The 26,000-nt window shown below is 51.8% G+C and carries 25 protein-coding genes, 2 tRNA genes and 3 pseudogenes; 17 read left to right on the top strand and 13 right to left on the bottom strand.

Annotated elements, in window-relative coordinates; genetic code table 11:
* Positions 1-234: 234 nt before the first annotated feature.
* Both ACWPW2_RS12470 and ACWPW2_RS12475 read right to left on the bottom strand, forming a co-directional pair.
* Positions 235-1,014: a hypothetical protein gene (locus ACWPW2_RS12470; RefSeq protein WP_454123270.1), complete on the bottom strand. Its 780-nt coding sequence runs from the start codon at positions 1,012-1,014 to the stop codon at positions 235-237.
* Positions 1,011-2,072: a hypothetical protein gene (locus tag ACWPW2_RS12475; RefSeq protein ID WP_454123272.1), complete on the bottom strand. Its 1,062-nt coding sequence runs from the start codon at positions 2,070-2,072 to the stop codon at positions 1,011-1,013. Before ACWPW2_RS12475 ends, ACWPW2_RS12470 begins: the two co-directional genes overlap by 4 nt.
* A 552-nt stretch (positions 2,073-2,624) precedes the next feature.
* Between ACWPW2_RS12475 and ACWPW2_RS12480 the strand changes: the two are divergent.
* The 3 genes and pseudogenes from ACWPW2_RS12480 to ACWPW2_RS12490 all read left to right on the top strand — a co-directional run bounded on the left by ACWPW2_RS12480 (position 2,625) and on the right by ACWPW2_RS12490 (position 5,911).
* Positions 2,625-3,734: pseudogene (locus ACWPW2_RS12480) on the top strand (IS3 family transposase).
* A gap of 141 nt (positions 3,735-3,875) precedes the next feature.
* The gene (locus ACWPW2_RS12485) at positions 3,876-5,207 is read left to right on the top strand and encodes a serine/threonine-protein kinase (protein ID WP_343517410.1); all 1,332 of its coding nucleotides are present in this window, start codon (positions 3,876-3,878) and stop codon (positions 5,205-5,207) included.
* Positions 5,198-5,911, top strand: a complete 714-nt coding sequence (locus ACWPW2_RS12490; RefSeq protein ID WP_454123274.1) for a PP2C family protein-serine/threonine phosphatase — start codon at positions 5,198-5,200, stop codon at positions 5,909-5,911. Before ACWPW2_RS12485 ends, ACWPW2_RS12490 begins: the two co-directional genes overlap by 10 nt.
* On the opposite strand, the pseudogene ACWPW2_RS12495 reads toward ACWPW2_RS12490, so the two are convergent.
* Positions 5,889-6,068, bottom strand: a pseudogene (locus tag ACWPW2_RS12495) (hypothetical protein); the annotation flags it as partial. The gene ACWPW2_RS12490 and the pseudogene ACWPW2_RS12495 overlap by 23 nt on opposite strands.
* Positions 6,035-6,322 (bottom strand): annotated as a pseudogene (locus ACWPW2_RS12500) (zincin-like metallopeptidase domain-containing protein); the annotation flags it as partial. The pseudogenes ACWPW2_RS12500 and ACWPW2_RS12495, both read right to left, overlap by 34 nt.
* Positions 6,323-6,588: 266 nt before the next feature.
* On the opposite strand from ACWPW2_RS12500, the gene ACWPW2_RS12505 reads away from it, so the two are divergent.
* Complete coding sequence (locus ACWPW2_RS12505; protein WP_454123276.1) at positions 6,589-8,562, top strand: PhoX family protein; 1,974 nt, start codon at positions 6,589-6,591, stop codon at positions 8,560-8,562.
* Between the two features lie 75 nt (positions 8,563-8,637).
* Here the strand turns inward: ACWPW2_RS12505 and ACWPW2_RS12510 are convergent, their stop codons facing one another.
* The 3 genes from ACWPW2_RS12510 to ACWPW2_RS12520 all read right to left on the bottom strand — a co-directional run bounded on the left by ACWPW2_RS12510 (position 8,638) and on the right by ACWPW2_RS12520 (position 10,036).
* A complete protein-coding gene (locus ACWPW2_RS12510; RefSeq protein WP_023479185.1) occupies positions 8,638-8,883 on the bottom strand; it encodes a DUF2543 family protein in 246 nt (81 codons plus the stop codon).
* A gap of 28 nt (positions 8,884-8,911) precedes the next feature.
* Positions 8,912-9,388 (bottom strand): cold-shock protein, encoded by a 477-nt coding sequence (locus ACWPW2_RS12515; RefSeq protein WP_023479132.1) that lies wholly within the window; start codon positions 9,386-9,388, stop codon positions 8,912-8,914.
* A gap of 108 nt (positions 9,389-9,496) precedes the next feature.
* A complete protein-coding gene (locus ACWPW2_RS12520; RefSeq protein ID WP_023479116.1) occupies positions 9,497-10,036 on the bottom strand; it encodes a DUF2058 domain-containing protein in 540 nt (179 codons plus the stop codon).
* A 243-nt stretch (positions 10,037-10,279) separates the two neighbouring features.
* On the opposite strand from ACWPW2_RS12520, the gene shiA reads away from it, so the two are divergent.
* Positions 10,280-11,596, top strand: coding sequence for a shikimate transporter (gene shiA, locus ACWPW2_RS12525; protein ID WP_270221638.1), 1,317 nt, complete (start codon positions 10,280-10,282; stop codon positions 11,594-11,596).
* A 41-nt stretch (positions 11,597-11,637) separates the two neighbouring features.
* On the opposite strand, the gene cbl is transcribed toward shiA, so the two are convergent.
* Both cbl and nac read right to left on the bottom strand, forming a co-directional pair.
* Positions 11,638-12,588 carry an HTH-type transcriptional regulator Cbl gene (gene cbl, locus ACWPW2_RS12530; protein ID WP_279793134.1) on the bottom strand — a complete coding sequence of 317 codons (951 nt, stop codon included), beginning with the start codon at positions 12,586-12,588 and terminating at the stop codon, positions 11,638-11,640.
* A 101-nt stretch (positions 12,589-12,689) separates the two neighbouring features.
* A complete protein-coding gene (nac, locus tag ACWPW2_RS12535) occupies positions 12,690-13,607 on the bottom strand; it encodes a nitrogen assimilation transcriptional regulator NAC (protein ID WP_124967917.1) in 918 nt (305 codons plus the stop codon).
* A 341-nt stretch (positions 13,608-13,948) separates the two neighbouring features.
* On the opposite strand from nac, the gene ACWPW2_RS12540 reads away from it, so the two are divergent.
* Positions 13,949-14,024: transfer RNA gene (locus ACWPW2_RS12540), tRNA-Asn, on the top strand.
* Positions 14,025-14,068: 44 nt separating this feature from the next.
* Here ACWPW2_RS12540 and ACWPW2_RS12545 read toward each other — a convergent pair.
* Positions 14,069-15,061, bottom strand: a complete 993-nt coding sequence (locus ACWPW2_RS12545) for a GlxA family transcriptional regulator (protein WP_454123281.1) — start codon at positions 15,059-15,061, stop codon at positions 14,069-14,071.
* Between the two features lie 118 nt (positions 15,062-15,179).
* Here ACWPW2_RS12545 and ACWPW2_RS12550 point away from each other — a divergent pair, with 118 nt between their 5' ends.
* The 11 genes from ACWPW2_RS12550 (at position 15,180) to ACWPW2_RS12600 (ending at position 24,134) form a co-directional block, all read left to right on the top strand.
* Positions 15,180-15,944: an alpha/beta fold hydrolase gene (locus tag ACWPW2_RS12550; RefSeq protein WP_454123283.1), complete on the top strand. Its 765-nt coding sequence runs from the start codon at positions 15,180-15,182 to the stop codon at positions 15,942-15,944.
* Positions 15,945-15,960: 16 nt separating this feature from the next.
* The gene (locus ACWPW2_RS12555; RefSeq protein WP_454123285.1) at positions 15,961-16,575 is read left to right on the top strand and encodes an FMN-dependent NADH-azoreductase; all 615 of its coding nucleotides are present in this window, start codon (positions 15,961-15,963) and stop codon (positions 16,573-16,575) included.
* A 10-nt stretch (positions 16,576-16,585) separates the two neighbouring features.
* Positions 16,586-16,894, top strand: coding sequence for a YciI family protein (locus tag ACWPW2_RS12560; protein ID WP_454123287.1), 309 nt, complete (start codon positions 16,586-16,588; stop codon positions 16,892-16,894).
* Between the two features lie 105 nt (positions 16,895-16,999).
* Complete coding sequence (locus tag ACWPW2_RS12565) at positions 17,000-17,188, top strand: YjfB family protein (RefSeq protein WP_023479145.1); 189 nt, start codon at positions 17,000-17,002, stop codon at positions 17,186-17,188.
* Between the two features lie 104 nt (positions 17,189-17,292).
* Complete coding sequence (gene acuR, locus ACWPW2_RS12570; RefSeq protein WP_312120163.1) at positions 17,293-17,994, top strand: acrylate utilization transcriptional regulator AcuR; 702 nt, start codon at positions 17,293-17,295, stop codon at positions 17,992-17,994.
* On the top strand, positions 17,991-18,968 hold the full coding sequence (gene acuI / locus ACWPW2_RS12575) for an acrylyl-CoA reductase (NADPH) (protein WP_454123290.1): 978 nt from the start codon (positions 17,991-17,993) through the stop codon (positions 18,966-18,968). The genes acuR and acuI overlap by 4 nt, the downstream gene beginning before the upstream one ends.
* Positions 18,969-19,101: 133 nt before the next feature.
* Positions 19,102-20,556 (top strand): AMP nucleosidase, encoded by a 1,455-nt coding sequence (locus tag ACWPW2_RS12580; RefSeq protein ID WP_023479170.1) that lies wholly within the window; start codon positions 19,102-19,104, stop codon positions 20,554-20,556.
* A gap of 141 nt (positions 20,557-20,697) precedes the next feature.
* Complete coding sequence (locus ACWPW2_RS12585) at positions 20,698-22,962, top strand: type VI secretion system Vgr family protein (RefSeq protein WP_454123293.1); 2,265 nt, start codon at positions 20,698-20,700, stop codon at positions 22,960-22,962.
* Positions 22,963-22,972: 10 nt separating this feature from the next.
* Positions 22,973-23,335 carry a hypothetical protein gene (locus ACWPW2_RS12590; protein ID WP_312120155.1) on the top strand — a complete coding sequence of 121 codons (363 nt, stop codon included), beginning with the start codon at positions 22,973-22,975 and terminating at the stop codon, positions 23,333-23,335.
* A 209-nt stretch (positions 23,336-23,544) separates the two neighbouring features.
* Positions 23,545-23,745 carry a hypothetical protein gene (locus ACWPW2_RS12595; protein ID WP_454123295.1) on the top strand — a complete coding sequence of 67 codons (201 nt, stop codon included), beginning with the start codon at positions 23,545-23,547 and terminating at the stop codon, positions 23,743-23,745.
* 110 nt (positions 23,746-23,855) lie between these two features.
* Entirely contained in the window at positions 23,856-24,134 is a 279-nt protein-coding gene (locus ACWPW2_RS12600) for a hypothetical protein (protein ID WP_454123297.1), read from the top strand.
* Between the two features lie 64 nt (positions 24,135-24,198).
* Here the strand turns inward: ACWPW2_RS12600 and ACWPW2_RS12605 are convergent.
* From ACWPW2_RS12605 to ACWPW2_RS12615, 3 genes are all read right to left on the bottom strand, one after another.
* Positions 24,199-24,274, bottom strand: a tRNA-Asn gene (locus tag ACWPW2_RS12605).
* 80 nt (positions 24,275-24,354) lie between these two features.
* A complete protein-coding gene (locus ACWPW2_RS12610; RefSeq protein WP_454123654.1) occupies positions 24,355-25,842 on the bottom strand; it encodes an EmmdR/YeeO family multidrug/toxin efflux MATE transporter in 1,488 nt (495 codons plus the stop codon).
* Positions 25,842-26,000: a DUF5951 family protein gene (locus tag ACWPW2_RS12615; RefSeq protein ID WP_219846320.1), complete on the bottom strand. Its 159-nt coding sequence runs from the start codon at positions 25,998-26,000 to the stop codon at positions 25,842-25,844. Before ACWPW2_RS12615 ends, ACWPW2_RS12610 begins: the two co-directional genes overlap by 1 nt.

Raw genomic sequence — 26,000 nt, forward strand, 5'->3', positions numbered from 1 at the left:
AAAGCTAATTAAAGCGTCGTGGCGATGAAAGCCGTTTCATAACTCCCCACCTGTTACATACATCCTACGCAGAGATAGCTAACCTACCATTGTCACCACATCCTTTCTAGCTGCTACCGATCAGAACCGTGTACTATCTAGATAAAACGCATAAAAAAACCACCAAAGATGGTGTCTTCATTATGCACATCTATGGTGTTTATATATGCATAGGATATGTATATAGTGGTTTTCTCAAATGATTTTTTGTTTGACAAACTCATTTATAAACTCGATTGCACCCTCGAATTCAGATGCATCACGAGCTGAAAGTTCTTGGCGTATTCTGTCCTCAGAAAATAACTTTTTTGATGTTTCAAGACTATCGAACACAGCTTTTGGACATGACATTTCCTCTATATCAATAACAGCTATAATTGATAGCATATCATCTGGATGTTTAATCACATCACCGTAGTTCTTTATTTCCTCTTTATCGTATAACTCCTGATTACCATGCCATGCAATTGATTTCAATCCTAACAAACACTCCAGATTTACTGTTGATACATTTTTAATTTCTTGTTTTGAACTCAAAATGAAACTATAAATTTCGTCGTCGAGCAATATAGCAGAGAAGTTTGAAATTCCCTCCCCAACTTCAATGGGGGTGATATGTAATTTTTTTGACTCGGCTGCATCAAAGTAATCTGGTTTCTTTGAAAATAGCTCTATTTGACCCGGCTTATTCCCGTCTTTCAAGTCATCAGGTAACTTAAACCTATAGGCTGAACCGCCGGGGTTACTGCCATTGAAAACCTTACCTTTATACCCATTCTCTTCAATGTAGTTTCTTAAGTGGGTATAAAACTTTTCGTCATTACTTTCTATAATCAAAACAATGTCCAGATCAACAGTTTCACGAAACTGTACATCGAACTTTTCAAAATGCAGTGCACAGGCATTCCCGCCGATCAATATATAACCATTTGAGTAATCTCGCATGTAGTCAGAAAGAAATTCAATACCAATCATGATTTACTCCTTACATTCTTAAGATTTTGAAATATATCCGTTTCCAGTTCGAAATATGATGATTTTACGCGAATTTCTTTTTTATTAACTCTAGACAGAGATAAAAATATCTTGTCAAGATAGCCATTATTAACCACAGGTGCATAAGGGAATATTTGTAATAAGCAAATATCGTCACTTACATGTTCGCCGGTTTCCTCAAGTAGACTCAAAGCTTTGAAAAAATAATCACCCTCAATAGTTGCTGGCGTAATTGGTCTCATGTATCTATCAGTGTCGCTCATCGATACTCCCAGTTGCTGGTAGAACGGAGGGGATATTAGCGTATATTTAGATAACGCCGACTCGCCTGTCAAAAATGTGTCAAGCTTTTTTATTTTACCATTTTTGACAGGAATGAAACCGGTAGAAAGTTCTGCTATGTTATTTCGATGTCGATTCCAAAGTGTTTGCCTGTCGCAGGAGAACTCAAACGAGCGAAGTTTACCCTCACTTGTTTCAACAATAATATTTCTTTCTATTAGCTCTTTAATTGCTCTCGACACGGCCATTTTTGATACTTTTAAAGTATCTATAATGTCAAAACTAACAAATTCATAATCAAAATAACCGCATAGATAATATGCCATTAAGTATGATGGAATGACACCAAATTTCTTTTCATTATCAACAGTGATGTTTTTTTCTTTTAATTCATTTGCTTCTTTATGAATAAATAAAGATGATATAAAGGAATACTTATTAGGTATAATCCAGCCACCACCTATTTTCTTAATCATCCTTCTTGTTTCAAAATCTAACTCTTCGCTAATTATAATTACCGGAAGGTCAATTTTTGAAACTATCTTTCTAATGTAGAGGAAATTGTTTGAAGTAAGCACTGATAGCTTATCAGATGCTATACATAAGAAATCGGTGCCTTCTATTCTTATTATATAGGCAGATGCCTTTTGCCTTATTTGGAAAGGCAAAATGTCTTCTATGCCCTGTCGAACCTCTGTTTCTACCAGAAAGGATGAAGAAAGGTACTCCATTGCGTCAGTGATCAATTTATCCATTTAAAGCCTCTTCATCTTATTTCATAGTCATTTTGCCATAGTAACTCATATGCGTTACCATGACAAAAGAGACTGAATTAAAATAGTAACTACTTGAATATTTAGTACTTTATCATAACTCATTTGAGGTTTTATGAGATATTTCTCAACCACGACACAGAGTTATGCGTTACTTATCTCATGTATGAATATTAGGAACTGTAGCATTCAACTATTCGATGCACTGGGTTGAACAAATCATGGCCACTAAATAGAGTGGCCACAGGGCCATCATGCCACTGCATTTCAGCAATGATGTGTTTCTGTATACTCGGAACATTATGAATAGTAACTCATATGCGTTACTAACGTCAATCCGATATCAAAACATTATTAACATTATGAAATTTATAGATTTTAAAGTAACGCATTGGTTCGGTATTCGGTGAAACCTAATGAGTTAAACATCTGCACGCGTTACTAAAATGCACCCATGACCCTGGCCCGAAATCCTGCGTTATTCAGAAACAGAATGCCGGCATGATCTACACTCCCTGAACGGAGGTGGTGCCGATGAAAAAATCACGATTCACCGAAGAGCAGATTGTTTTTGCCCTGAAGCAAGCTGAACTGGGGACATCCATGCCAGAGGTCTGCCGTAAGCTGGGTATTTCCGATGCCACGCTCTATACATGGCGCAAGAAATACGGCGGGATTTCTCCTTCGGAGCTGAAACACATGCGGCTGCTTGAGAAAGAGAATCTCAGGTTGAACAAGCTGGTTGCCGATCTGAGCCTCGACAAGGCCATGTTGCAGGATGTGCTGGCAAAAAAGAACTGACGCTGGCGCGTCTGCGCGAATGGGTCCGGGACCTGCAGGCACGCTACGGCGCCAGTGAGAGGCAGGTCTGTTTTGCGCTGCGGGTCAGCCGCAGCTCTTTCCGTTACCGTGTCTGTGGCAGCAGACGACAGTGCGCTGCGCCTCCGTATCAGGGAGATCACCGAAACCCGGGTTCACTATGCCAACCGCAGGGTTCACGTCATGCTCAGGCGGGAGGGCTGGCGGGATAATCATAAACGCATTTACCGGTTCTACAGCGAGCAAGGGCTGTCACTGCGTCTCAAACGCCCACGCCGGAATAAATCGGCACAGCGCCGACAGCCCCAGCCTCAGGGGCTGTATCCGAATCATGTCTGGGGCATGGACTTTGTCTCTGACGCTTTATTTGACGGGCGTCGGTTAAGTCTGCTGACAGTCATTGATCTCTACACACGCGAATGTCTGGGGATCTGCGTGGGCCAGAATCTGCGCTCAACAGAGGTCGCAGAGATGCTGAACACCATTGCGCTCAGACGTCCCTTACCACAATTACTGAAAATCGATAACGGCTCTGAATTTACAGGGAAAATGCTGGATAAATGGGTGTATGAACGAGGGATCCGTATCGATTTCTTTCGACCGGGAACACCGACGCACAATGCCACAGTGGAGTCGTTCAATAGCAGGCTGCGACAGGAATGTCTGAACGAGAACTGGTTCATGTCTCTGGAGGAAGCACGGTGCAAAATCGAGGCCTGGCGCATACACTATAATCAGAGGCGTCCAAATTCTGCACTGGGCTGGATGACGCCATCCGAATCCGCTAAGAAATCTGCCGGTTGGCAGAATATGCAGCCAACATGAAGCCGATTATTCCTGATTACGACTGGATTATATTCGGGGTCAGGGTCACGCAACGAGGATCTTTTTTCTTTCTCATACCTTTTATAAGATACGGTAGTAGCATTAAAACTGTGTTCAAAGATAACGACTAAGGAATGTTGCATGGTGATCAGCGAAATCAAACGTATTGGTAGTGGTGGATTCGGAAATGTTGATTTAGTTCAAGATATTGCTAATGGAAACCAATATGCAAGGAAAACATTTTCAATCAACCAACCCCAAGAATTACCACCTGAGTTAGCAGAAAATGTAAGAAAACGATTTATTAGAGAAGCAAGCATTCAATATCAACTTAAGCATAAAAACATAGTCCCTGTTTTATTTAAAGATCTCACAAGTAATCCGCCATCGTTTCTTATGCCAGTTGCGACTTCAAGCCTAGATAAAGACATTGCCATCAATCGAAACTTAAATGGTAATTTTCTTCGGGCCATTATGGACATATTATCTGGACTTGAAGAAATACACTCAATGCAAATTTACCACAGAGATCTCAAACCACAAAACGTCCTTGGTTTTAATACTCCTGAAGGGTCTTATTACGCTATCAGTGATTTCGGACTAATGTCCGTTAAAGATACTCAAATATCTGCTCTAACCCATACGGGTATGAAAATGGGCTCTGATTATTACACAGCCCCTGAAATAGTTTCTGATTTGAAGAAAGCAAGTTCGCTTTCTGACATATACTCTGTCGGATGCATACTTCATGATTTCGTAGGTACAGCAGACCGTATACCATGCGGCGAGATTGATAATGACACCGGTCCTTATGCCCACATAATGCGTGTATGCACCAGAAGAGATCCCTCACGACGCTTCCAATCTGTCGCGATGCTTAGAGATGCGATTCTTAGTATAGACCCTTCGGTAATAACGAATATAAATGCAGAGGCGTCAACATATATTAACGCACTTGCCAATGAAGCGAATTTAGCCTCTCAGGTATGTCGTCAATTAGTCGATTATGTCGAGGACAACATAACCAATGATAATTCGACTGCAATTTTCCAGAGACTAACTCTAGGCGCAATACAAAAAATTATTCAGCTAGATAGCGCTGCTGCAACTCGTTTAGGCGAAGCATATGCTAAATGGGCATCTGATTACTCATTCCCATTTGAGCAGTGCGATGGTGTTTGTAATCGATTAAGTGAGTTTTTAAATCTTGAAAGCCTTAATTGTAAGTCAGAAATCTTAATTTCAATGTTGCTAATGGGGACATCACATAATCGCTGGTATGTTGAGCGGAAATTTGTGTCTGAATGTGGAGCATCCATGCATCCCGATTTAGCTAGGCGGCTAGCTTTAGAATTGAGTATACTTGAAAGGAAGATGTGTGGTGCGATAGGTCATCTCGAACGCTCAATCGGTGTAACCTATCGTGACTTACACCCTGTGATTGCGGATATGATACTAAGAGTGTGCCATTGATTAACATTTACTCATTTACATCACCTGGCCCCAGAGCTACAAACCAAGATGCAATCTTAGTTTGTGACATACCTGACAGAGGTCTTCTATGCTGTGTTGCTGACGGTGTTGGAGGTAATCAGGGCGGGGAAACTGCGTCTAAAATGGCAGTAGATATTATCAGTAAAACTCTTGAAAATGATCTTTCGGTTGCGTTCGCAGATGTGGTGCGCTTCGCCCACGAGGAGATACTTAATGCCGCTGAAAAAGATGGAGAATTAGCTGGAATGGCCACAACACTTACTGCTGTCATCATAAAAGACATGCAGCTAGAGGCTATAAATTGTGGCGATTCGAGAACATATCTTCTCCGAGGAAATGGACTTATGCAATTATCTCAAGACCATAGTGAGGTCGCAAGGTTGCTTAGGGAAGGCCGCCTAACAGCGGAAGCCGCTGTTGACTATCCAAGAAAGAACATACTTGAAAGTGCTTTAGGTGCGCATAAGCCATTGAAATTGTACCAAACACTTTTCGAACTTGAGCCAGATGATAGAATTGTGCTGATCTCGGATGGGGTTTCTTCCGTTCTTGGTAAGCGAGAGCTTAGAGATATCTCTAAAAAACACCAAAATCTTGATGATTTTGGTGCCGAGCTTGCAAAGTGTACTGAAGAAATGAAAACAAAGGATAACTATTCAATTATTGCGGTAGAAATTGTCTAGTTATAACCGCAGATGAAAAATTCGGCGGTTTTTCATACACTTCTATTGAAGTACATAGTTTTAAACTTACGATATCGTCGCCAAACCATTTGTTAATTTCGCTGATCCGTTCCTGAAGTGGAATCAGTTCATTACGAACAAAGACCTTCGCGCTTTTGATGCGGCACTAGCTGCCTTGAATATATAGCGTTTTTCGTTTTTAAGTGCTTTTAACCAGGAAGCAATATAGCTTTCGTGCTAGACCTCTTCGACAATCCCCAGCTCCGCCATCAGAAGCGCGCTTCCCAACTCGGCAATCAATTCCTCATAAACATAATCCTCACATCCAAATGTCTCTTTCATCTCGCGATTCAGGCGGCCTTTGACACCACTCCAGTGCACCAGTTCATGCAGTCCATTGACGTAGAAATTAGTGGTCATTCTGGTGGTCTTGACAGAACGAAAATTCAGATTCAGCTTACTTATTAGCTACTTGCTGGCAAAGGCGATCCCAGTCAGAGGAGCCAAATTTAAGAAGCCCGCTTTTTAGCGGGCTTTTTGCTTTTTATTCTTTACCCTCTCCCAAACAAACACGTCTTATTAAACCGCTGTGCCTCTACCGTTATAAATTTGTAACAAAAGTTTTTTAGACTGCTCTCCATTGCGACGCAAGCCTATGGAAATCACAGGAAAACGATATGAGCAGACCCCTTAAATCGGTGTTCAAGCAAGAGCACAGCGATGAGATCAGTAACCCAAGCCAAAACGCCGCGTTTTCAGAGGTGGTCAGCGCGTTTATGTCACGCCGCCGCTTTCTGCAAATGGGGATGGTCGCCGGCGCGGCGGTCTCATTCCCCTCTTTACTGATGCCCGAAAACGCCTTCGCGGCGATGAGCAAACCATCCGCCTTAGCGAAAGCGATGTCGCTCGGCTTCACCAGCATTCCCGTCTCGACCGCCGATAACGTCACGGTGCCGGAAGGCTACATCGCTCGCCCCTTCTATCGCTGGGGCGATGCCGTCGGCTTAAAGGACAATCTGCCGGAGTTTAAATTCGACGCCAGCAACACCACCGATGAGCAGTCGGCGCAGGCCGGTATGCACCACGACGGTATGGCATGGTTTAGCCTGCCGCAGGGCGAAGAGAACCCGGCGCACGGTCTGCTGGCGCTGAACCATGAGTACATTGATAACGGCATGCTGTTTAAAGATGGGACCGCCAACTGGGATCTCGATAAGGCGCGTAAAGGGCAAAACGCGATGGGCGTGTCGGTTATCGAGGTGAAAAAAGCGGATGCGGGCTGGCAAGTCGTTCGCCCCTCCAGCTTTGCCCGTCGTATTACCGTTAATACGCCGATGCAGCTGAGCGGCCCGGCGCGCCACCAGCCGCTGATGAAAACCGCTGCCGATCCGCAGGGTGAAGAGGTGCTGGGCACCATGCAAAACTGCGCCAATGGTCGTACGCCGTGGGGCACCTATCTCACCTGCGAAGAGAACTGGTCAGATATTTTTGTTAAAAAAGCGCCGCTCAACGCGCTGGAGAAGCGCTACGGCATCAGCGACAGCGATGAGTCCTACCGCTGGAACGAAGTGGATGAGCGCTTCAGCGTCGACAAAACCCCCAACGAGCCAAACCGCTTCGGCTGGGTGGTGGAGATCGACCCTTACGATCCCACCTCGAAGCCGCGCAAACATACCGCTTTAGGCCGCTTCAAGCATGAAGGCGCTGCGGTAACGCTGGCGGCGGATAACCGCGTGGTGGTCTATATGGGCGATGATCAGAAGTTTGAATATATCTATAAATTCATCTCTGATAACAAATATGACCCGAGCGATCGCAAGGCGAATATGAAGCTTCTGGAGTCGGGCACGCTCTACGTGGCGAAATTTAATGAAGATGGCTCCGGCGACTGGCTGCCGCTGATCTTCGGCGAAAACGGCCTTGATCAAAGCAACGGCTTCGACAACCAGGGCGATCTGCTGATCAAAACCCGCCTTGCTGCCGATAAGGTCGGCGCAACCAAAATGGATCGACCAGAGTGGATCGCCGTCGATACCCACGCGAAAGGCAGCGTCTACTGCACGCTCACCAATAACTCCGATCGCGGCAAAGAGGGCAAAGCGCCGGTAGATGCGGCCAACCCGCGCGCCAATAACCAGTTCGGCCACATCATGCACTGGAGCGAAGAGAACGCCGATCCGGCGTCAGCCAAATTTAAATGGGATATCCTGGTGCTCGCCGGGCGCACGGACAGTGACGACCCGAAAGTAAAAGGCTCGATGAAAGGCGCGGAGTTCGGCAGCCCGGACGGGCTCTCCTTCGATCATCGCGGCGTGCTCTGGATCCAGACCGATGTCTCCTCCAGCACCATCAATAAAAAAGCCTATGAAGGGATGGGCAATAACCAGATGGTGGCAACCATTCCGGGGAGCAATGATTATCGCCGCTTCCTGACCGGGCCGCGCGGGTGTGAAATTACCGGTATCGCCTTTACGCCGGACAACCGCACGCTGTTTATCAATATCCAGCACCCCGGTGAAGGCGGTGATGACATCACCGATCCCAATAATCCGCACGCCATCTCCAACTGGCCGGATTTTAAAGCCGATGGCCGACCGCGCTCCTCCACGGTGGTGATCACCAAATCCGACGGTGGCATTATCGGCACCTGATACCGTTAAAGAAAAAGCCCGCATAATGCGGGCTTTTTGCGTTTCTGAGCAGGAAAAACTGCGGATTATGCCGCGTTATTCGTTGCCCCACTCATTGAGGAAGTTAGCGATCTCATCAATGCGGCTCTCTTTAAGGCCGGCTTCGCGGGCCATCTCTTGCTGCGCCTCTTCGCTGATCTCTTCATTATTGGACAAGCGGGTCAGCAGCAGCTGGAAGTAGTGCGCCACCGCGTCACGCTCGGACTCGCTCACCGGCGTCGCGGACTCCGTCGAATACTCATCGGCGATGTCATAAAATTTCAGCGGAATATCGTGGTTCATAAGGGATCCTTAAAAGCAGCAGATAACGTCAAACTTTAAGCAGTTTCACCGTCGCGTCGATATCGATCTCATCTTCCGTAAAGATAAGCGTTGAGCCCTGGAAGGTGGTGATCGCCAGCTTTTTCAGCGTTCGCATCTCCCCTGGCTTGATATCAGATTTTGGCCGGATGCTGCTCATCAGCACGCCGACTGAGAGCACCGGGCTCTCTTTATCGATACGGGTATCAGCAGGCACTTCTTCGTTGAAGACAACGTAAGATTTGATCGAGGTGAGCTTCAGGCGCTCGCCGGCGATAAAAATATACTTGCTGTCCGGCACTACTTTTACCGCATAGGCCGAGAGACCTTTATTGTTGGTGGTGGGTTCAAACGTCACCGCCGCATCTTTTTTAATCAGCTCTGGGTTGGCGACCTTGATCACATGGAAATAGCGGTTTTCACCGTTCTCATCTTTGATAAATCCAAAACCTTTCTCTTTAAACCAGGTTGTGATTTTTCCGTTCATCGCCTTACCGCCTGTTGACTCGTTGTTCTGTGCTAATTTTGCCGCGCGCAGTGTAAAGCACATTGCCCGCGCAGACCACGCTTTTGGCCCGATATTCTTCTGCGCGCCTTACCACATCAGATCGTCAGGCACTTTGAAGTCGGCATACGGATCGTCTTCATCCTGCGCTTCCTGGCTCAGCGCGCTGTTGAGCACAATGCTGTCAGCATCGCGCTGGGCAATTTTATCAGCAACGCTTGCGGGAATAATCGCGTACTCCGGCTCGCTGCGGTTTTCCGCCATCAGACGGGCAATCGCCAGACGGCCGCTAATCAGCTGAGCCTGCGTTACCTTATCGACGACGATTTTTTTGATCAGGTTGTTATCGGTGAAGTTGAAGTTGATATCGCCTCTGTTAATGGTGATGCGGTTCATCTCAATCAACTGCTTCACCTGCGCTTTATACTCTTTGGCGAGCGTCGCCTGCTTCTGCTGCTCGTTAAGCTGTTTATCACGCTCAAGCTGCGCCTTTTTGTTCTCTTCTACCGCTTCTCTCGCCTCGCGTGCCTGCACGCGGGACTTCTTCGCCGTGCGCTGCACTTTGGCCATCTTTTTGCTGTTGACCAGCCCTGCCTGCAGCAGCTGCTCTTGTAAGGTAAGTTTTGCCATTTTCGCTTCTGAATCCGTTAACAAATTTCCCGGATTATAGCGGGAATTGTTAAGGATATACCAGGCGCAGGATCAGACCGCTTTACGCTGTCAGATACGACATCTGTGTAAAAGGGTTTTCTCGCGCGGGCTGTCGCTGTAGTCTCAAGGGCGGCCTTAATTTTGCCGCATACGATGTGAGTAATCCTTTCCCTGGTTTTAATAATAAAAAATTGCAAGATGTAAGGAACAGACAGGACAGCTATGGACTCCACACTCATTCCCCCCCGACCCGATGAGCAGACCCCATCCTCCCACCGCGCACGCCGCGCTGCATGGGGCAGCTTTGCGGGCGCCGTGGTCGACTGGTTCGATTTTCTCCTCTATGGCATTACCGCCGCGCTGGTATTTAACAGCGAATTTTTCCCGCAGATCGACCCGGCAATGGGCACGCTTGCCGCTTTTGCTACCTTTGGCGTCGGCTTTCTGTTTCGCCCGCTCGGCGGCATCGTCTTTGGTCATTTCGGCGACCGCTTAGGGCGTAAACGGATGTTGATGATGACCGTCTGGATGATGGGCATCGCCACCGCCTGCATCGGTATTCTCCCCTCTTTCGCCACCATTGGCTGGTGGGCGCCGGTATTGCTGGTGACCCTGCGCGCCATTCAGGGCTTCGCCGTTGGCGGCGAATGGGGCGGCGCGGCGCTGCTGGCGGTCGAAAGCGCACCCGCTGGTAAGAAAGCCTTTTATAGTAGCGGCATTCAGGTGGGCTACGGCGTCGGCCTGCTACTTTCCACCGGGCTGGTGTCGCTGATCAGCACGCTGACTACCGATGAGCAGTTCCTGAGCTGGGGCTGGCGTCTGCCGTTCCTGTTCAGCATTGTGCTGGTGCTTGGCGCGCTGTGGGTGCGCAACGGCATGGAAGAGTCGGTCGAGTTCGAACGCGCGCAGGCACAAAAGCCCGCCGAAGTTAAAGCCCGCCCGCCGGTGTTTGAAGCGCTGGTTCGCCACCCTGGCGCGTTTCTCAAGATTATCGCCCTGCGGCTGTGCGAACTGCTGACCATGTATATCGTCACCGCTTTTGCGCTTAACTACTCAACGCAAAACCTGGGCATGCCGCGCGAACTGTTCCTCAATATCGGGCTGCTGGTGGGCGGCGTCAGTTGCTTTACTATCCCGCTCTTCGCCTGGATGGCAGATCGCTTCGGGCGGCGGCGCATCTATATTACCGGTGCGCTGCTCGGTGCCATGAGCGCATTCCCCTTCTTTATGGCGCTCGAAGCACGCTCCATTCTCGGCGTGGTGGTCTTCTCCATTTTGCTGGCGAATATCGCCCACGATATGGTGGTCTGCGTCCAGCAGCCGATGTTTACCGAGATGTTTGGTGCAGGTTACCGCTACAGCGGCGCGGGCGTCGGATATCAGGTTGCAAGCGTGGTCGGCGGTGGCTTTACGCCGTTTATCGCCGCCGCACTGTTAACCTTCTCCGGCGGCGAGTGGCACAGCGTGGCGATCTACCTGATGGCGGGTTGTTTACTCTCGGCGGTGACAGCGATATTTATCAGGCCACAGCCGCACTAAGCCGATAAAAAAGCCTGCGTCTACGCAGGCTTTTTTTGGCATTAAATCTGGTAATCAATTGCCGCTTCATCCGGCTCCATCACCTGGCGTTTGATCTCATCCACCGACAACCCGGCATTACAGAGTTCTATAAAGCGCCAGACATAGTTGCGCTGCAATTGCCCGCGTTTTAACCCCAGCCAGACGGTATTGGCATCGAAAAGGTGCCGGGTATCGAGGCGCACCAGTTTCCCCGCTTCATGCTCGCCGCTGGACTGCTCCGCCACCAGCCCGACGCCGAGACCCAGCTCGACATAGGTCATGATCACATCAGAGTCCTGCGCGCTCAGCACCACGTCGGGAATTAACCCTTTGCGGGCAAACGCTTCATCAATACGCGAGCGCCCGGTGATGCCCTGACGATAGGTGATAAGCGGCCAGCGGCAGATCTCCTCCAGCGTCAGCGGTGAGGCCTGAGCCAGCGGATGATCCTGCGGCACCAGCAGGCTGTGATGCCAGCGGAACCAAGGGAAAGCGACCAGCGCGCTGTCATTGCTTAAACGCTCGCTGGCGATACCGATATCCGCGCCGCCGTTATGCAGCAGGGTTTCAATCTCCTGCGGCGTCCCCTGAATAAGCTCAAGGCGAACTTCAGGAAAGAGCGCGCGGAAGGATTTGATCACCGACGGCAGGCTATAGCGCGCCTGCGTATGGGTGGTCGCGATGGTCAGAACGCCGGAGGTGTCATTGGTGAAGAGGTCGGCGAGCCTGCGGACGTTGCTCGCCTCGTTGAGAATACGCTCGGCAATCACCAGCAGCGCTTTGCCCGGCTCGGTCATGCCCAGCAATCGCTTACCGCGGCGAATGAAAATCTCAATCCCCAGCTCCTCTTCAAGCTCGCGGATATGTCGACTCACGCCGGACTGCGACGTATACAGCATGTTGGCGACTTCCGTCAGGTTGTAATCCCGCCGCGCCGCCTCACGGATAATTTTAAGTTGCTGGAAGTTCACCCTTCGCTCCTGGCCCATCAATCATGACGTTATTGTTAAAGTCTGCGGCCAGGCAGAACAAATAATAAAAACCAGCAACTTATACTTTTAAGGAATAAAGACTAGCTTGCCAGTTGCAGCTCGCGATTCTCCATCGTCGGGCGGCTGACCAGCGACAGCAGAATGTCTTTCACCGCCTGCGCCTGTGGCGACATGCCGCCACGTGCCGAGACATTAAGCGACAACGGCAGGCTCATTGATGGCGTGGTGATGCGCGCCATCCAGCCGTTCGTGGCGCTACAGAGCGATCGCGCGGCGGATTCCGGCAGCACCGTCACCCCCATTCCGCTGGCAATCGCCGCCGTCAGGGTGGCAATCGATTCAATCTCGCCGATGATTTTCGCCGTCAGGCGGCGTAGAGAGAAGGCTTCATCTACCCGTAAACGCACGGCGCTGTAGTCGCGCGGCAGGAAGAGATTGAGTTCGGCAACCGCTGCCAGATCGACGCTCTGCCCCGGGCAATCCCGCGTGCCGACGAGGTAGAGATCCTCTTTCAGCAGCGGCAGGCTATTAATCCCCGCCCCCGGCGCGCGCTCGTAGAGCACCGCCATATCGAGCTGGCCATTTAACAATTTGTCGTTCAGCACCGTGCCGCTGTTTTCATGCAGGTAGACGGTCACTTCCGGCAACTCGGCGCGCACCGCTTGCAGCAGCGGCATAGTCACGGAAGATGCGGCCGTGCCGGGCGCAAGGCCAATCGATACCTGGCCGCGCAGCGTCTGGCCGACGTTATGCACCGCCAGTTGCGCTTGTTCACACTGGCGCAGAATGGTGCGCGCATGGGTATAGAGGATTTTGCCCGCTTCCGTCGGCGTAACGCCGCGTTTGGTGCGGATCAGCAACTGTTGATCCATCTCGCCTTCCAGCGTTGCGACCTGCTGGCTCAGCGCAGGCTGCGCAATATGTAACACTTCAGCGGCCTGCGTCAGGCTGCCAATATCGACGATTTTTACGAAGTACTTCAGGCGTCTTAAGTTCATTTTGCCTCCTGTAAGGATTACCCATGCCAACGCTAAGAGTGATGATGTTGGGAGAGTTGCAATATGCTTGCCACATTTCCTGGGATGAATAAAAGAGGGGTTAAGCGGCTGGATAATAAGCGTTTCTAATCGCTACGTGATAAATGCAGTATGAAACAGCGGTTTGCTTATGCCCCATAAGGGGTAATTTGCACCACCGCGGTGCAAAACGGCGTATAAAGCGGCACAAATGCGCGCGGGATGCGCAGATTGCCCAATTTGTCAGCAAACGGTCATCTCATTGCAATCCACCCTTTGACAAGGCCGATGGTCATCGATAATATGCGCCCCGTTCACACGATTCCTCTGTAGTTCAGTCGGTAGAACGGCGGACTGTTAATCCGTATGTCACTGGTTCGAGTCCAGTCAGAGGAGCCAAATTTAGAAAAGCCCGCTTTAAGCGGGCTTTTTGCTTTTCTGCATCAGCCGCCCTGCTCCATCGGCAGGTTCTGCCGGCTTCTGCTCCATGCCTTATAGCGCGCCGGGGACATACCGGTCACCGCGCTGAACGCCCGTCTGAAGACCGTCTCATCCTGATATCCGCAGGCAAAGGCCACCTGGCTGACGCTGTTGCCGGGCACCTCAAGCAGCGTAATCGCGCTCTCAATGCGCACACGGATGATGAAACTTTTCGGGCTCTCCTGCAGCAGGTCGCGCATTTTCCGGTGCAGCGTGCGCGGCGTCATATTGAGCGCGGCGGCAAGTTGCTCAACGGTGATGGCCGGGTTCTGATAGCGCACCAGATGCTCGGCTTTGGTTAATAGCGGATCGACGGAGTTGAGAAAGCCTTTGGGCGCATAGAGCTGCTGGGAGAGCGGCTGGCTGTCGGCAACGGCCATATCCGCCATCAGGCGGGCGATCTCTTTTCCGGCGTGGTTAGCGACAATATGCAGCGTTAAATCCACCCACGACAGCGGCCCACCGGTGGTGATGACATTGCGATCCTCGGCCAGCGCTTTTCCCCACACCGGTTTTGCCCGCGGGTAGCGTTCGCGAAACGTATGAAACAGCCACCAGGTGGTGGTGCAGATCCTGTCGGTCAATAACCCCGCCTCGCCAAGCACAAAGCCGCCCGCACAGGCACCCGCCACCACGCTTCCCTTCGTATGGCAGCCTTTTACCCACTGCGCCGCCTGCGCAACCGCCTCTGCATCAATGGGGTGCTTATCCTCATTAAGCTTCATGCCGCTGGCGATAATCAGATCCGGGCGCTGATCAAACGCGCCGTCGCTCTCGATCATTCGCCCCTGCGCATCGGGCACGGCTTTGCCCCCGGCCGTCACGATCTGCGTTTCAAAACGCGCCGTGGCGTGATGATTTTGCCCGATAACCTGGTTTGCCAGCCAGAACATATCCGTTAACCCCGCCAGCGCTGAACGCATACTGCCGGGTAATGCCAGAAGCGCAACGCGCATACCTCACCTCATCACTCTGTCCGATTTTGCATTATAGATGTCAAATAAGACACTACTCGCCAGCCGCAGATTCTTTCACACTCTTCCCAACTTCTCCTCCACTGATTAAGGGCTGGCAATGTGGCGCAACTTCACGCTGTTAACCATGCGGGTTTTTACCCTGCTGCTGATGACCGTTTTTGCAGCCCAGGCAAAGGAACAGACCATGCCTGATATCGTTCTGGTACACGGCGCGTTTACAGATGGCTCCAGCTGGTCAGCGGTGATGGCGCGGCTGCAGGCGATGGGCTATCACGTGACGGCGGTGCAAAACCCTCTTACCTCGCTAAAGGATGATGTTAACGCCACGCGCGCGGTCATTGCCCGCCAGACTGGGAATGTTTTACTGGTAGGGCACTCGTGGGCGGGCGCGGTGATCAGCGAGGCGGGTAACGATCCGCGCGTCAAAGGGCTGGTCTATCTCTCGGCGCTGGTGCCGGACAGTCACGAGTCTGTGGCGGACTTGCTGACGCGTTTACACGCGCCGATGACAGGCTTATCCGCCGACGAACAGGGGCTGATCTGGCTTGATGACCCGGCACTGTTTCATAAGGTGATGGCAAACGACCTCTCCCGCCAGCGGGCGCAGCTGCTTGCCGCCGCGCAGCAGCCGATTGCCGCACGCGCTTTTACCGACACCCTCACCCATGCTGCCTGGCACGATAAACCGTCATGGTATCTGGTGACCGAAAATGACGCCGCCCTCAACCCAACCGTGCAGAACGCACTGGCAAAAGGGATCGGCGCGACGCGCGTTTCACTCTACTCCAGCCATCTGTCGATGATCTCCCATGCCGATCGCGTGGCTGAGTTTATCGATCGGGCTGCCCGCACTCTTCCCTGAACCAGAGGCTATTGGTATGAACATCCTGCATATTGATTCGAGCTTTAATCACGCGCACTCCGTCTCGCGCCTGCTCTCCCGGGAGATTGTCGACCGGCTGATGCAAAGCGGGCGCTATGACGAGGTGGTTTATCGTGATGTTGTTGACGACGAGATAAGCCATCTGACCGCGCCCATCGCCGCTGGCTTCCGGCCGGTGGCAGAGAGCGATCTCTCGGCCGATGTCGCCGTTGAGCACCGTCTCTCCGAGGCGTTGGTCGCAGAGTTTCTGGCAAGCGATCTGATTGTTATCGGCGCGCCGATGTACAACTTCTCCATTCCGAGCCAGCTGAAAGCGTGGCTGGATCGCCTTGCCCAGCCGGGCAAAACCTTCAGCTACACCGCGCAGGGGCCGGTCGGGCTTGCCGGTGATAAGCGGGTGATTATCGCCTCTGCGCGCGGCGGTTTTTACCACGATACGCCGCTGGAGGAGATGGATTTCCAGGAGCGCTACCTCAACGCCTTCTTTGGGTTTCTCGGCATTACCAACGTCGCGTTTGTGCGCGCCGAGGGGATCTCGAAAGGAGATGCAGTGAAAGAGCGTGAAATTCAGCGCGCCATCGCCTCAGTGGCCGATGTCATTAACCTGTAAGGAGTCGAAAATGTTATACGCAGTGACATTACGCTGGATAACCTCGCCTGAGCGGCTGGAGCCGTGGCGCGAGGGACATAAAACATGGCTGGTGGAAGGGCTTCAGCAAGGCATTGTGATTATCGCAGGCCCGCTCAGCGACCATTCCGGCGGCTTTATCCTTATGCAGGCACAGGATGAGAAGCAGATTGAGGCTTATCTCCAGCGCGATCCCTTTATTATCAATGCCCTCGTCTCGGTAGAGCGTGTCGCAGTTGAGCCGGGGCTGCGCTCAGTGGATTTTCCCGCGCAGTGGGCAGCCGCAGCGAAGGCGGTGTAGCGGGCAGGCTTAGCATAAAGTTTTGCGCCATTTTGCCGATAACTAAGTGCGGCGTTTATTTCGCCGTGCTGAGCGATGTTGCTCGACAACAAAAGGATGATCGACATGGATCCAATTCAGATCGCATCATTAGCCAGCAGCCTTGATTCTTATCAGCTCGATAACCAGGTGAACACCCTGGTGCTGAAAAAGGCGCTGGATTCGCAGCAAGCTATTGCAACGGATCTGATCAAACAGATCCCGCAGTTGCCTTCTAATCCGGCTATCGGTCGTACCATTAATACGACTGCCTGACGGAGTTGCCCGCCTTGTGCGGGCATTTTTCTCTCCCCTTCTCACTTGCCTCTTCTCCCCGTCCGGCGTAGCCTTAGGCTGATTAAAACCAATCGGTCTAAATTATGGATGGCGATAATACATTGACGCAAAAGCCGCGTCGTGGCCGCCCGCCGCAAAAGGCTCGCGACTTTACCGACACTCGTCAGGCGCTGATCCGCTCGGGTCTGGAGGTGCTAACAGAAACCGGCTATCTCGCTGCCGGGATCGAGGCGGTGATCAAAAATATCGCCGTGCCTAAAGGTTCGTTTTACCACTGCTTTAAGAGTAAAGAGGCGTTCGGTATGGCGGTGCTTAAGGCCTACGGTGCCTTCTTCGCCCATAAACTCGACACTTTTTTGCTCGATACGTCACGTACGCCTCTTCAACGGCTGGACGCCTTTGTCCATCACGCCGGTGAAGGAATGGCGAAGTATGATTTCCGCCGCGGATGCATGGTCGGCAACCTGTTGCAGGAGACGCCGCTGTTACCCGATGCCTTTCCGAAGCAGCTAAAAACCATTCTGCACGACTGGGAGTGCCGCGTGGCAGCATGCCTGCGCGAGGCGCAAGCCTGCGGCGAACTGCCGCAACAGGCATCGCCCGAAGCGCTGGCCAGCCTCTTCTGGTCCGGCTGGGAGGGTGCAGTGATGCGCGCCAAGCTCTTTCGCAGCGCAGAGCCGCTCGACCACTTCTGGGTCTTCTTCCGCCAACATATTCAAATAACACCTGCAGAGCCGGCATTACGCCGCAATCCACCCCTCATGACGAGGAAAACGCAGTTATGAAAGCATTAGTTCTGGAACAACATGAGAAACAGACCCTCGCCGCGGTGCAAGAGATCGCCCTGCCGGATCTTGCCGAGGGCGAGGTAAAAGTTGATATCGACTGGTCCTGCCTCAACTACAAAGATGCGCTGGCGATTACCGGTAAAGGCAAAATCGTGCGTCAGTTCCCGATGGTGCCGGGCATCGATTTCGCCGGTCGCGTCAGTGAAAGCCGCGATGCGCGCTACACGCCAGGCCAGGCGGTGATCCTCACCGGCTGGGGCGTGGGGGAAAACCACTGGGGCGGCCTGGCAACCCAGGCCTGCGTGAAGGGCGACTGGCTGGTCCCGCTGCCGCAGAGCCTGAGCGCGCGCAATGCGATGATCATCGGCACCGCCGGTTTTACCGCCATGCTCTGCGTTAACGCCCTGCAAGAGGCGGGCGTAAAACCGCAGGATGGCACGGTGCTGGTTACCGGTGCCAGCGGTGGCGTCGGCAGCACGGCGGTTGTCTTGCTGAAAACGCTGGGCTACAGCGTTGCGGCGGTGACGGGTCGCGAATCAACCCATGCGTTCCTGCGCCAGCTGGGCGCCGATGAGATCCTGCCAAGAAGTGAGTTTAATGAGACGCGCCCGCTGGAGAAGCAGCTCTGGGCAGGCGCGGTCGATACGGTTGGCAGCAAGGTGCTGGCAAAAGTGCTGGCGCAGACCAACTATGGCGGCTGCGTGGCGGCCTGCGGTCTGGCGGGCGGTTTTGATCTGCCGACCAGCGTAATGCCGTTTATTCTGCGCAATGTGCGTCTGCAAGGAGTTGACTCTGTGATGGTGCCAACTGAAAAGCGCAGCGCCGTCTGGGAGAAGCTGGCAAGCACGCTGCCGGAGAGCTATTACCAGCAAGCCGCAACAGAGATCGCGCTCGAACAGGTCCCTGCTACCGCCGCCGAATTCCTCAACAACAATATTCATGGCCGTACGCTGGTCAACATCCACGCGTAACCCGCTTCCGGCGTGCGCTGGCGCGCCGGATCTTTTCTCCCCCCGTTTCTTCCGAATCACTGTCCGGCAACTTTCGTTTCACAAAGTCGTGACATATTATCGGTAGAGCCGTAACGCAGATAAGGAGATAAAAATGACCAACGAGGGTGCAAATCTGACCCCGGAACAGGCGCTGGATCAGCTGGAAGCGCTGTATGACCGCTCCGTCAATGCCCTTCGCGAGGCGATTGGTGTCTATATTGAGAAAGGTGAGCTTCCTGACGTTGAAGCGCGTGAAAAAGGGCTGTTCGTCTACCCGCAGTTGTCGGTGAGCTGGAACGGCAGCGCAAGCAAGCCGTCGAAAACCCGCGCTTATGCACGCTTTACCCACGCGGGCCGCTACTCCACCACGATTACCCGCCCGTCACTGTTTCGCGCCTATCTTATCGAGCAGCTCACGCTGCTGTGCCAGGATTATGGCGCGCAGATCGAGGTTGGCCTGTCGGCCCACGAGATCCCTTATCCTTATGTGATAGACGGTTCAGAGCTGACGCTGGATCGCTCAATGAGCGCTGGCCTGACGCGCTTTTTCCCGACCACTGAACTGGCGCAGATTGGCGATGAGACGGCAGATGGCCTGTTCCATCCGACCGAACTCTACCCGCTGTCGCACTTTGACGCCCGCCGCGTCGACTTCTCGCTAGCGCGCCTGCGCCACTACACCGGTACGCAGGTCGAGCACTTCCAGCCGTTTGTGCTGTTTACCAACTATACCCGCTATGTCGATGAGTTCGTGCGCTGGGGTTGCAGCCAGATCCTCGATCCCGATAGCCCCTATATCGCCCTATCCTGCGCGGGCGGACACTGGATCACCGCCGATACCGAAGCGCCAGAGCAGGCGATCTCCGATCTGGCGTGGAAGAAGCATCAAATGCCCGCCTGGCACTTAGTCACGGCGGACGGTCAGGGTATAACGCTTATCAATATTGGCGTTGGCCCGTCGAATGCGAAAACCATCTGCGATCACCTGGCGGTGTTGCGCCCGGATGTCTGGCTGATGATTGGTCACTGCGGCGGCCTGCGCGAGAGCCAGCAGATTGGTGATTATGTTCTGGCACACGCCTACCTGCGTGATGATCATGTTCTTGATGCAGTCCTGCCGCCGGACATCCCGATTCCGAGCATCGCCGAAGTGCAGCGCGCACTGTATGACGCCACCAAAGAGGTGAGCGAGATGCCCGGCGAAGAGGTGAAACAGCGCCTGCGCACCGGCACGGTGGTTACCACCGACGATCGCAACTGGGAGCTACGCTACTCCGCTTCAGCGCTGCGCTTTAACCTGAGCCGCGCGGTAGCGATTGATATGGAGAGCGCGACCATTGCCGCGCAGGGTTATCGCTTCCGTGTGCCTTACGGTACGCTGCTCTGCGTCTCGGACAAGCCGCTGCACGGCGAGATCAAGCTGCCCGGCCAGGCGAACCGCTTCTACGAAGGGGCGATTTCCGAACACCTGCAAATCGGTATTCGCGCCATCGACCTGCTGCGCGCCGAAGGCGATCGTCTCCATTCGCGTAAGCTGCGCACCTTTAACGAACCCCCTTTCCGATAAACCTGCCTCTCTCACCGCTGGTTTCGGCTGGCGGTGAGCTACCAGATTTAGTAGACAGAAGATTCTTAAAATCGCTGCGGTTGGGCGAAAACCCTCATAACTGAATGGTAAGGTAGGGCAAAAAACCAGGGATCTTCAACGATGCAGAGACGAATATCGGTAAACCTTCCTGAAGGTCAGGGGCTTCGCTTCTGGAAACTCACTGGTCGTGAGGCGGTGTCTGAGCCTTTTGTCTGGACCTTGACTCTGTTGGGTGAGGATGCGCGAATTAACCGCAGCAACCTGCTGGGCAAACCAGCCACTGTCACTCTTCCCACCCAAAACGGCCTCGCTTCTCGCTACCTCAATGGTAAAGTCACACGCGTGGCTGTCAGCCCCGTTGAACTCTCCGGGACGCGTTATGCAGCCTACACCCTCACTATTGAACCCGATCTCTGGCCGATGAAACTGGATCGCAATATGCGCATTTTCCAGAGTAAAACCGTGCCGGAAATTGTTAAAGAGATGCTAAACGAGTATCAGGTTAAGGTCGATGACAAGCTGACGGAAAACTTTCGTATCTGGGATTACAGCGTGCAATACCAAGAGAGCAGCCTGGACTTTATCAGCCGCCTGCTTGAGCAGGAAGGTATCGCCTGGCACTTTCGCCACAGCGAAGAGAGCCACACGCTGGTGCTGACAGATGCAGGTTCGCAATATCGGCCCTTTGAAGGTTATGAAACGATCCCTTACCACCAGACCTCATCGGGCGGTTCAACCACTGAGGAGGGAATCAGCCAGTGGTCAATGGAGAACCGCGTGACGCCGGGTCTTTATAGCCTGGATGATTATGACTTTCGCAAGCCTAATGCCTGGCTCTTCCAGGCGCGACAAAACTCTGCCGCGCCGCAACCGGGCACCGTTGATGTGTATGACTGGCCGGGACGCTATGTCGATCATAATCAGGGCGAAGCCTATGCACGCGTCAATCAAGAGCGCTGGCAGGTTGAACATCAACAAACTTTTGGCACCGGTACAGCGACCGGCATTGCGCCAGGCCATATATTCCAGTTGATTAATGCTCCCTTCGCAGAAGATAACGGTAACTGGCTGGTGACTGACGCTAATTACTACTTTGAAGAGAATCAGTACGCCAGTTCGGACAGCGGCAATAGCGAGCATCACACTGATTTTACGGTGGTACCCGCGTCGATAGCCTACCGCCCGGCGCGCAAAACAGCCTGGCCGCGCACCTATGGCCCGCAAACCGCGCGCGTGGTCGGCCCGGCGGGCGAAAGTATCTGGACCGATCGCTATGGTCGCGTAAAAGTTAAATTCCACTGGGATCGTCAGGCGAAAGGTGACGATACCAGTTCATGCTGGATCCGTGTCTCCAGCGCGTGGGCAGGCCAGGGATTTGGCGGCGTACAAATTCCTCGCGTTGGCGATGAGGTGGTCGTCGACTTTATTAATGGCGATCCGGATCGTCCGATTATTACTGGCCGCGTCTATAACGAATCGAGCATGCCGCCGTGGGAGCTTCCTGCCGCAGCGACCATGATGGGCTTTATGACGCGCAGTAAAGATGGTCATAAAGACAATTCCAGTTATCTGTTCTTCGAAGATAATCCCGGCAATGAGCGCATCGATCTGCACTCCGAAAAAGATATGCATATTTCGGTAGAGAACGATAAGACCGTCAATATTGACGGTTCACGCACCACAAATATCAAACGTGATCAGAAAGATGATGTAACAGGCGATGCCACGTTCCATTACCATAAGACGCGCACCACCACCGTTGATGAGAAAGAGACGAAGACCTTTAATAATGGCGAGCAAACCACAGTCTTTAAAGGGCGTCAGCTTGATATTGATAACGGCGATAAGGTTTATGTGAAGCAAAAACGCGAAACAACGGTCGAGGGCGATGAGACGCATCACGTCACGCAGCGTATTACTGAAAATTACGATCTTGGTCAGACTACGATAGTTGGAGGTGATGGTCGCAACGAAACGATCAATGGCGGTGTGGTGATTAATGTTCCGGGCGGCAACTGGGAGCAGAACGTTAAGGGCGGAACGATAACGATCTTCAGTCCTAATGAGATTACGTTACGCAGTACAACAAAGATTAATCTTGATGCACCGAACATTAAGAGCAAAGCGAAGTCACATAATGAGAGCTTTACCGGAAACTCATTTAGCATGACATTTGCTTCTGAGAGCTTTACCGCAGCGTCCTGGAGTAACACTGCGGCATCCATAAGCTCGACAGGATTTAGTATTTCACTCGGTGCATTAGCAATTAAAAATAAGGGGTTCGAACTTAAACGCCATCTGGGCAAAGTAAAATTTGTTAGTGGTGTAGATACCACTTTAACCACTTTTCGTGCATTTATAAGCACATTAACAACCTTCGTTTAAGTATATGAAAATGGCAACTATTAGCTTTTGGATCTTAATGTGTTTGGTCGTTTTTTCAGTGATAATCATCTTTATCGGCGTTCGTAACTCCGTGATTAGTGGACGTGAGAACGAAATGATTAAGGATAGAGGCAAAGAGACTTCAGCGCTTATCACTCATGCCGAACAGGATAAAAACCAGAACGTTGAGGGCACCTTGCATCTAAATCTTTCTCTAGAATTTGTGGCAAATGGTCAAAAAATCGTTACGCAGCGGGAAATTTTTGTACGTATTTTCCATGCTGATGAGTTCAAGGCAGGGAATAAGACTACAATACGTTATCTAGAAAACGAGCCGACGAAACTCATCGTGATGGGTAATGCAATCAATTAAAGTGTTTTAAACAAAACCACCCCAAAACAAAAGGCTCATAAATAGGTATTATAGAATTTTTGCGATGTGGACAGGCATCTTGATCTGTACGTCGGCGATCATTTTCACGGTCATAGTTATGAGAAATACAATTCTTCGCGAACGGGCAAATGACGCTTCAAAGTACACTGGTCGAGAAACTGTCACACATACAGTCAGTGCATAGCAGCATGCCAATCAAAATCCGAAGGTCAATTGCTGCTACATTAAGGCATAAACTTGAGGCTGAGAAAAATCCAGTTGTAGTAGGTAAATATGTTACCGTTAAAATATTCGATGCTCATAAATACCGTCCGGGTGAAACATTCACTATTTGTTACAACGAGCAAGATTCTATAAAGGTTGGTATGATGGGTAATTGCAAAAACTAAGGTAACGAAACCAATGGCTATCCAGCATTTTTTCGCCAGCCTGAAGCCTGTTGAGTGGATGAGCATCCTGGTGAGCATTTCCGTCACACTACTCTTTTGCTGGTGGATCTGTGTTGGTTTTAAAGTCAGGTCGACCAGCATTCCCGCTGGGATTATCTACCTTATACGTTACCGTTGATCCGGCGAGCTTCACTCTACGCAGATTGAGTACCGGGAAGAGAACAATAAATTTTATGGAAATGCCCGGTTCGTCGATCTCTTTTTTAGCCTGGTCCGTCACCCACTCGCTATTGCGGCATGGGTTACCGATCGTGGTAAAAAAAGGGAAGAAAAACAATATCGCAGTGATGCGACTGGGCGCATGGGAAGCTGAGCAGGCGGTTGAGTAAATGTAAGGGAGATTGCCAAAAGTAAGAAAGCAAAAAGCCTGCTCGTAAGCAGGCTTCTTAAATCTGGCTCCTCTGACTGGACTCGAACCAGTGACATACGGATTAACAGTCCGCCGTTCTACCGACTGAACTACAGAGGAATCGTGTGAACGGGGCGAATATTAGCGGTGCCCCTGCGCTATGTCAAAGCCTGATTTCACATTTTGGCGCGTTTGCCGAATTATTCTCCATTCTGTGCAGAAATGGTCCGTTCCGCCGGGGTTTTCTGCGGCTTCGGATACTTCCACAGCCAGCGGCCGCTGACCATTCGCCAGTAGAAGAGCGCGCCGCGCACCGCCCAGTCAAGGAACATCCCCAGCCAGACGCCGACCACGCCCATGCCTAATACGATACCAAGCGTATAACCTGCCACGACGCGACAGCCCCACATGCCAAGCATCGACACCCACATCGCGAAACGCGCATCGCGTGCGCCTTTCAGCCCGGCGGGCAGCACCCATGACGCCGCCCAAATTGGCATAAACGCGGCGTTAAGCCATAAAAGCACCTTAACGACCTCTTTTACATCCTCTTCATGGGTGTAAAACGCAGCGAACCAGCCGGCAAACGGCGCGGTTCCCCAGGCAATCGCTGTCAGTAACAGCGTCGAGAGCCAGAATACATGGCGCAGCTGGCGTTCGGCCTGAGCTATCTGCCCTTTGCCAAGCCGTTTACCGGTAATGATCGTCGAGGCCGAGCCGAGCGCGTTACCGGGCAGGTTAATCAGAGCCGCCACGGAGAAGGCGATAAAGTTCCCGGCAATCACGTTGGTGCCCATTCCTGCGACGAACATCTGCGTCAACAGTTTACCGCCGTTAAACAATACCGATTCGATACTGGCCGGAATGCCGATACCCATCACTTCCCAGATAATGTTGAAGTTCAGCTTCTCAACATAACTTTTAAGCGGGATGCGCAGCGACGGGTTAAAGCCAATCATCAGCACCCAGATAATCGCCACTGCGCCGATGTAGCGCGAAATGGTCAACCCGAGCCCCGCACCAGCAAAGCCCATTCCCGGCCAGCCAAAAGCACCGTAGATCAGCGCGCTACTGATGATGATATTAAGAATGTTCATGCCGCCATTAATCAGCAGCGGGATTTTCGTGTTCCCTGCGCCACGCAGCGCGCCGCTGCCAATCAGCGCAATCGCCGCCGCCGGGTAGCTCAGCACCGTTAACTCAAGATAGGTGAGCGCCAGATCTTTCACCGGCTGGGTTGCCGCCCCGGCAATAACATCGATAATTTCACGGCCGAAGTAGTGGATCACCGCCGCCAGCACGATGGCGAACAGCGTCATAATCATCAGCGATTGCCGCGTTGCCGACCTCGCCCGCTCGGCGTCGAGTTTGCCGAGGCTGAAGGCCACCACCACTGTGGTGCCGAGATCGATAGCGGCAAAAAAGGCCATCACCACCATGTTAAAGCTATCGGCAAGGCCCACGCCCGCCATCGCCTCTTTGCCCAGCCAGCTCACGAGGAAGGTGCTGAGCACGCCCATCATCAGCACACAGGTGTTTTCGAGGAAGATCGGCACCGCAAGCGGGGTGATTTCCCGCCAGAAGAGCACACGATAGCTTTTACGCTTTCTATACCAGGGGGTACGCATGACGGCCTGGCGAAGGGGGGTGACGACGTTCAAAATAGTCCTTGCCGTAAAAGATGAAATTACATTTCAAATGATGGGGGAGAAATGGTGATCCTGCAAAGCAATTCAGCATAAATTGGTGTCAATACATGCAAATCGCTGATGGAATCAGCAGTTGACTCCCCTCCCCTGAAATGGGGTTTGACAAAAGATTTTTCGCCGCTAAGATAAGCCTCCAC

It is taken from the genome of Kosakonia sp. Marseille-Q7440, from assembly GCF_965119485.1.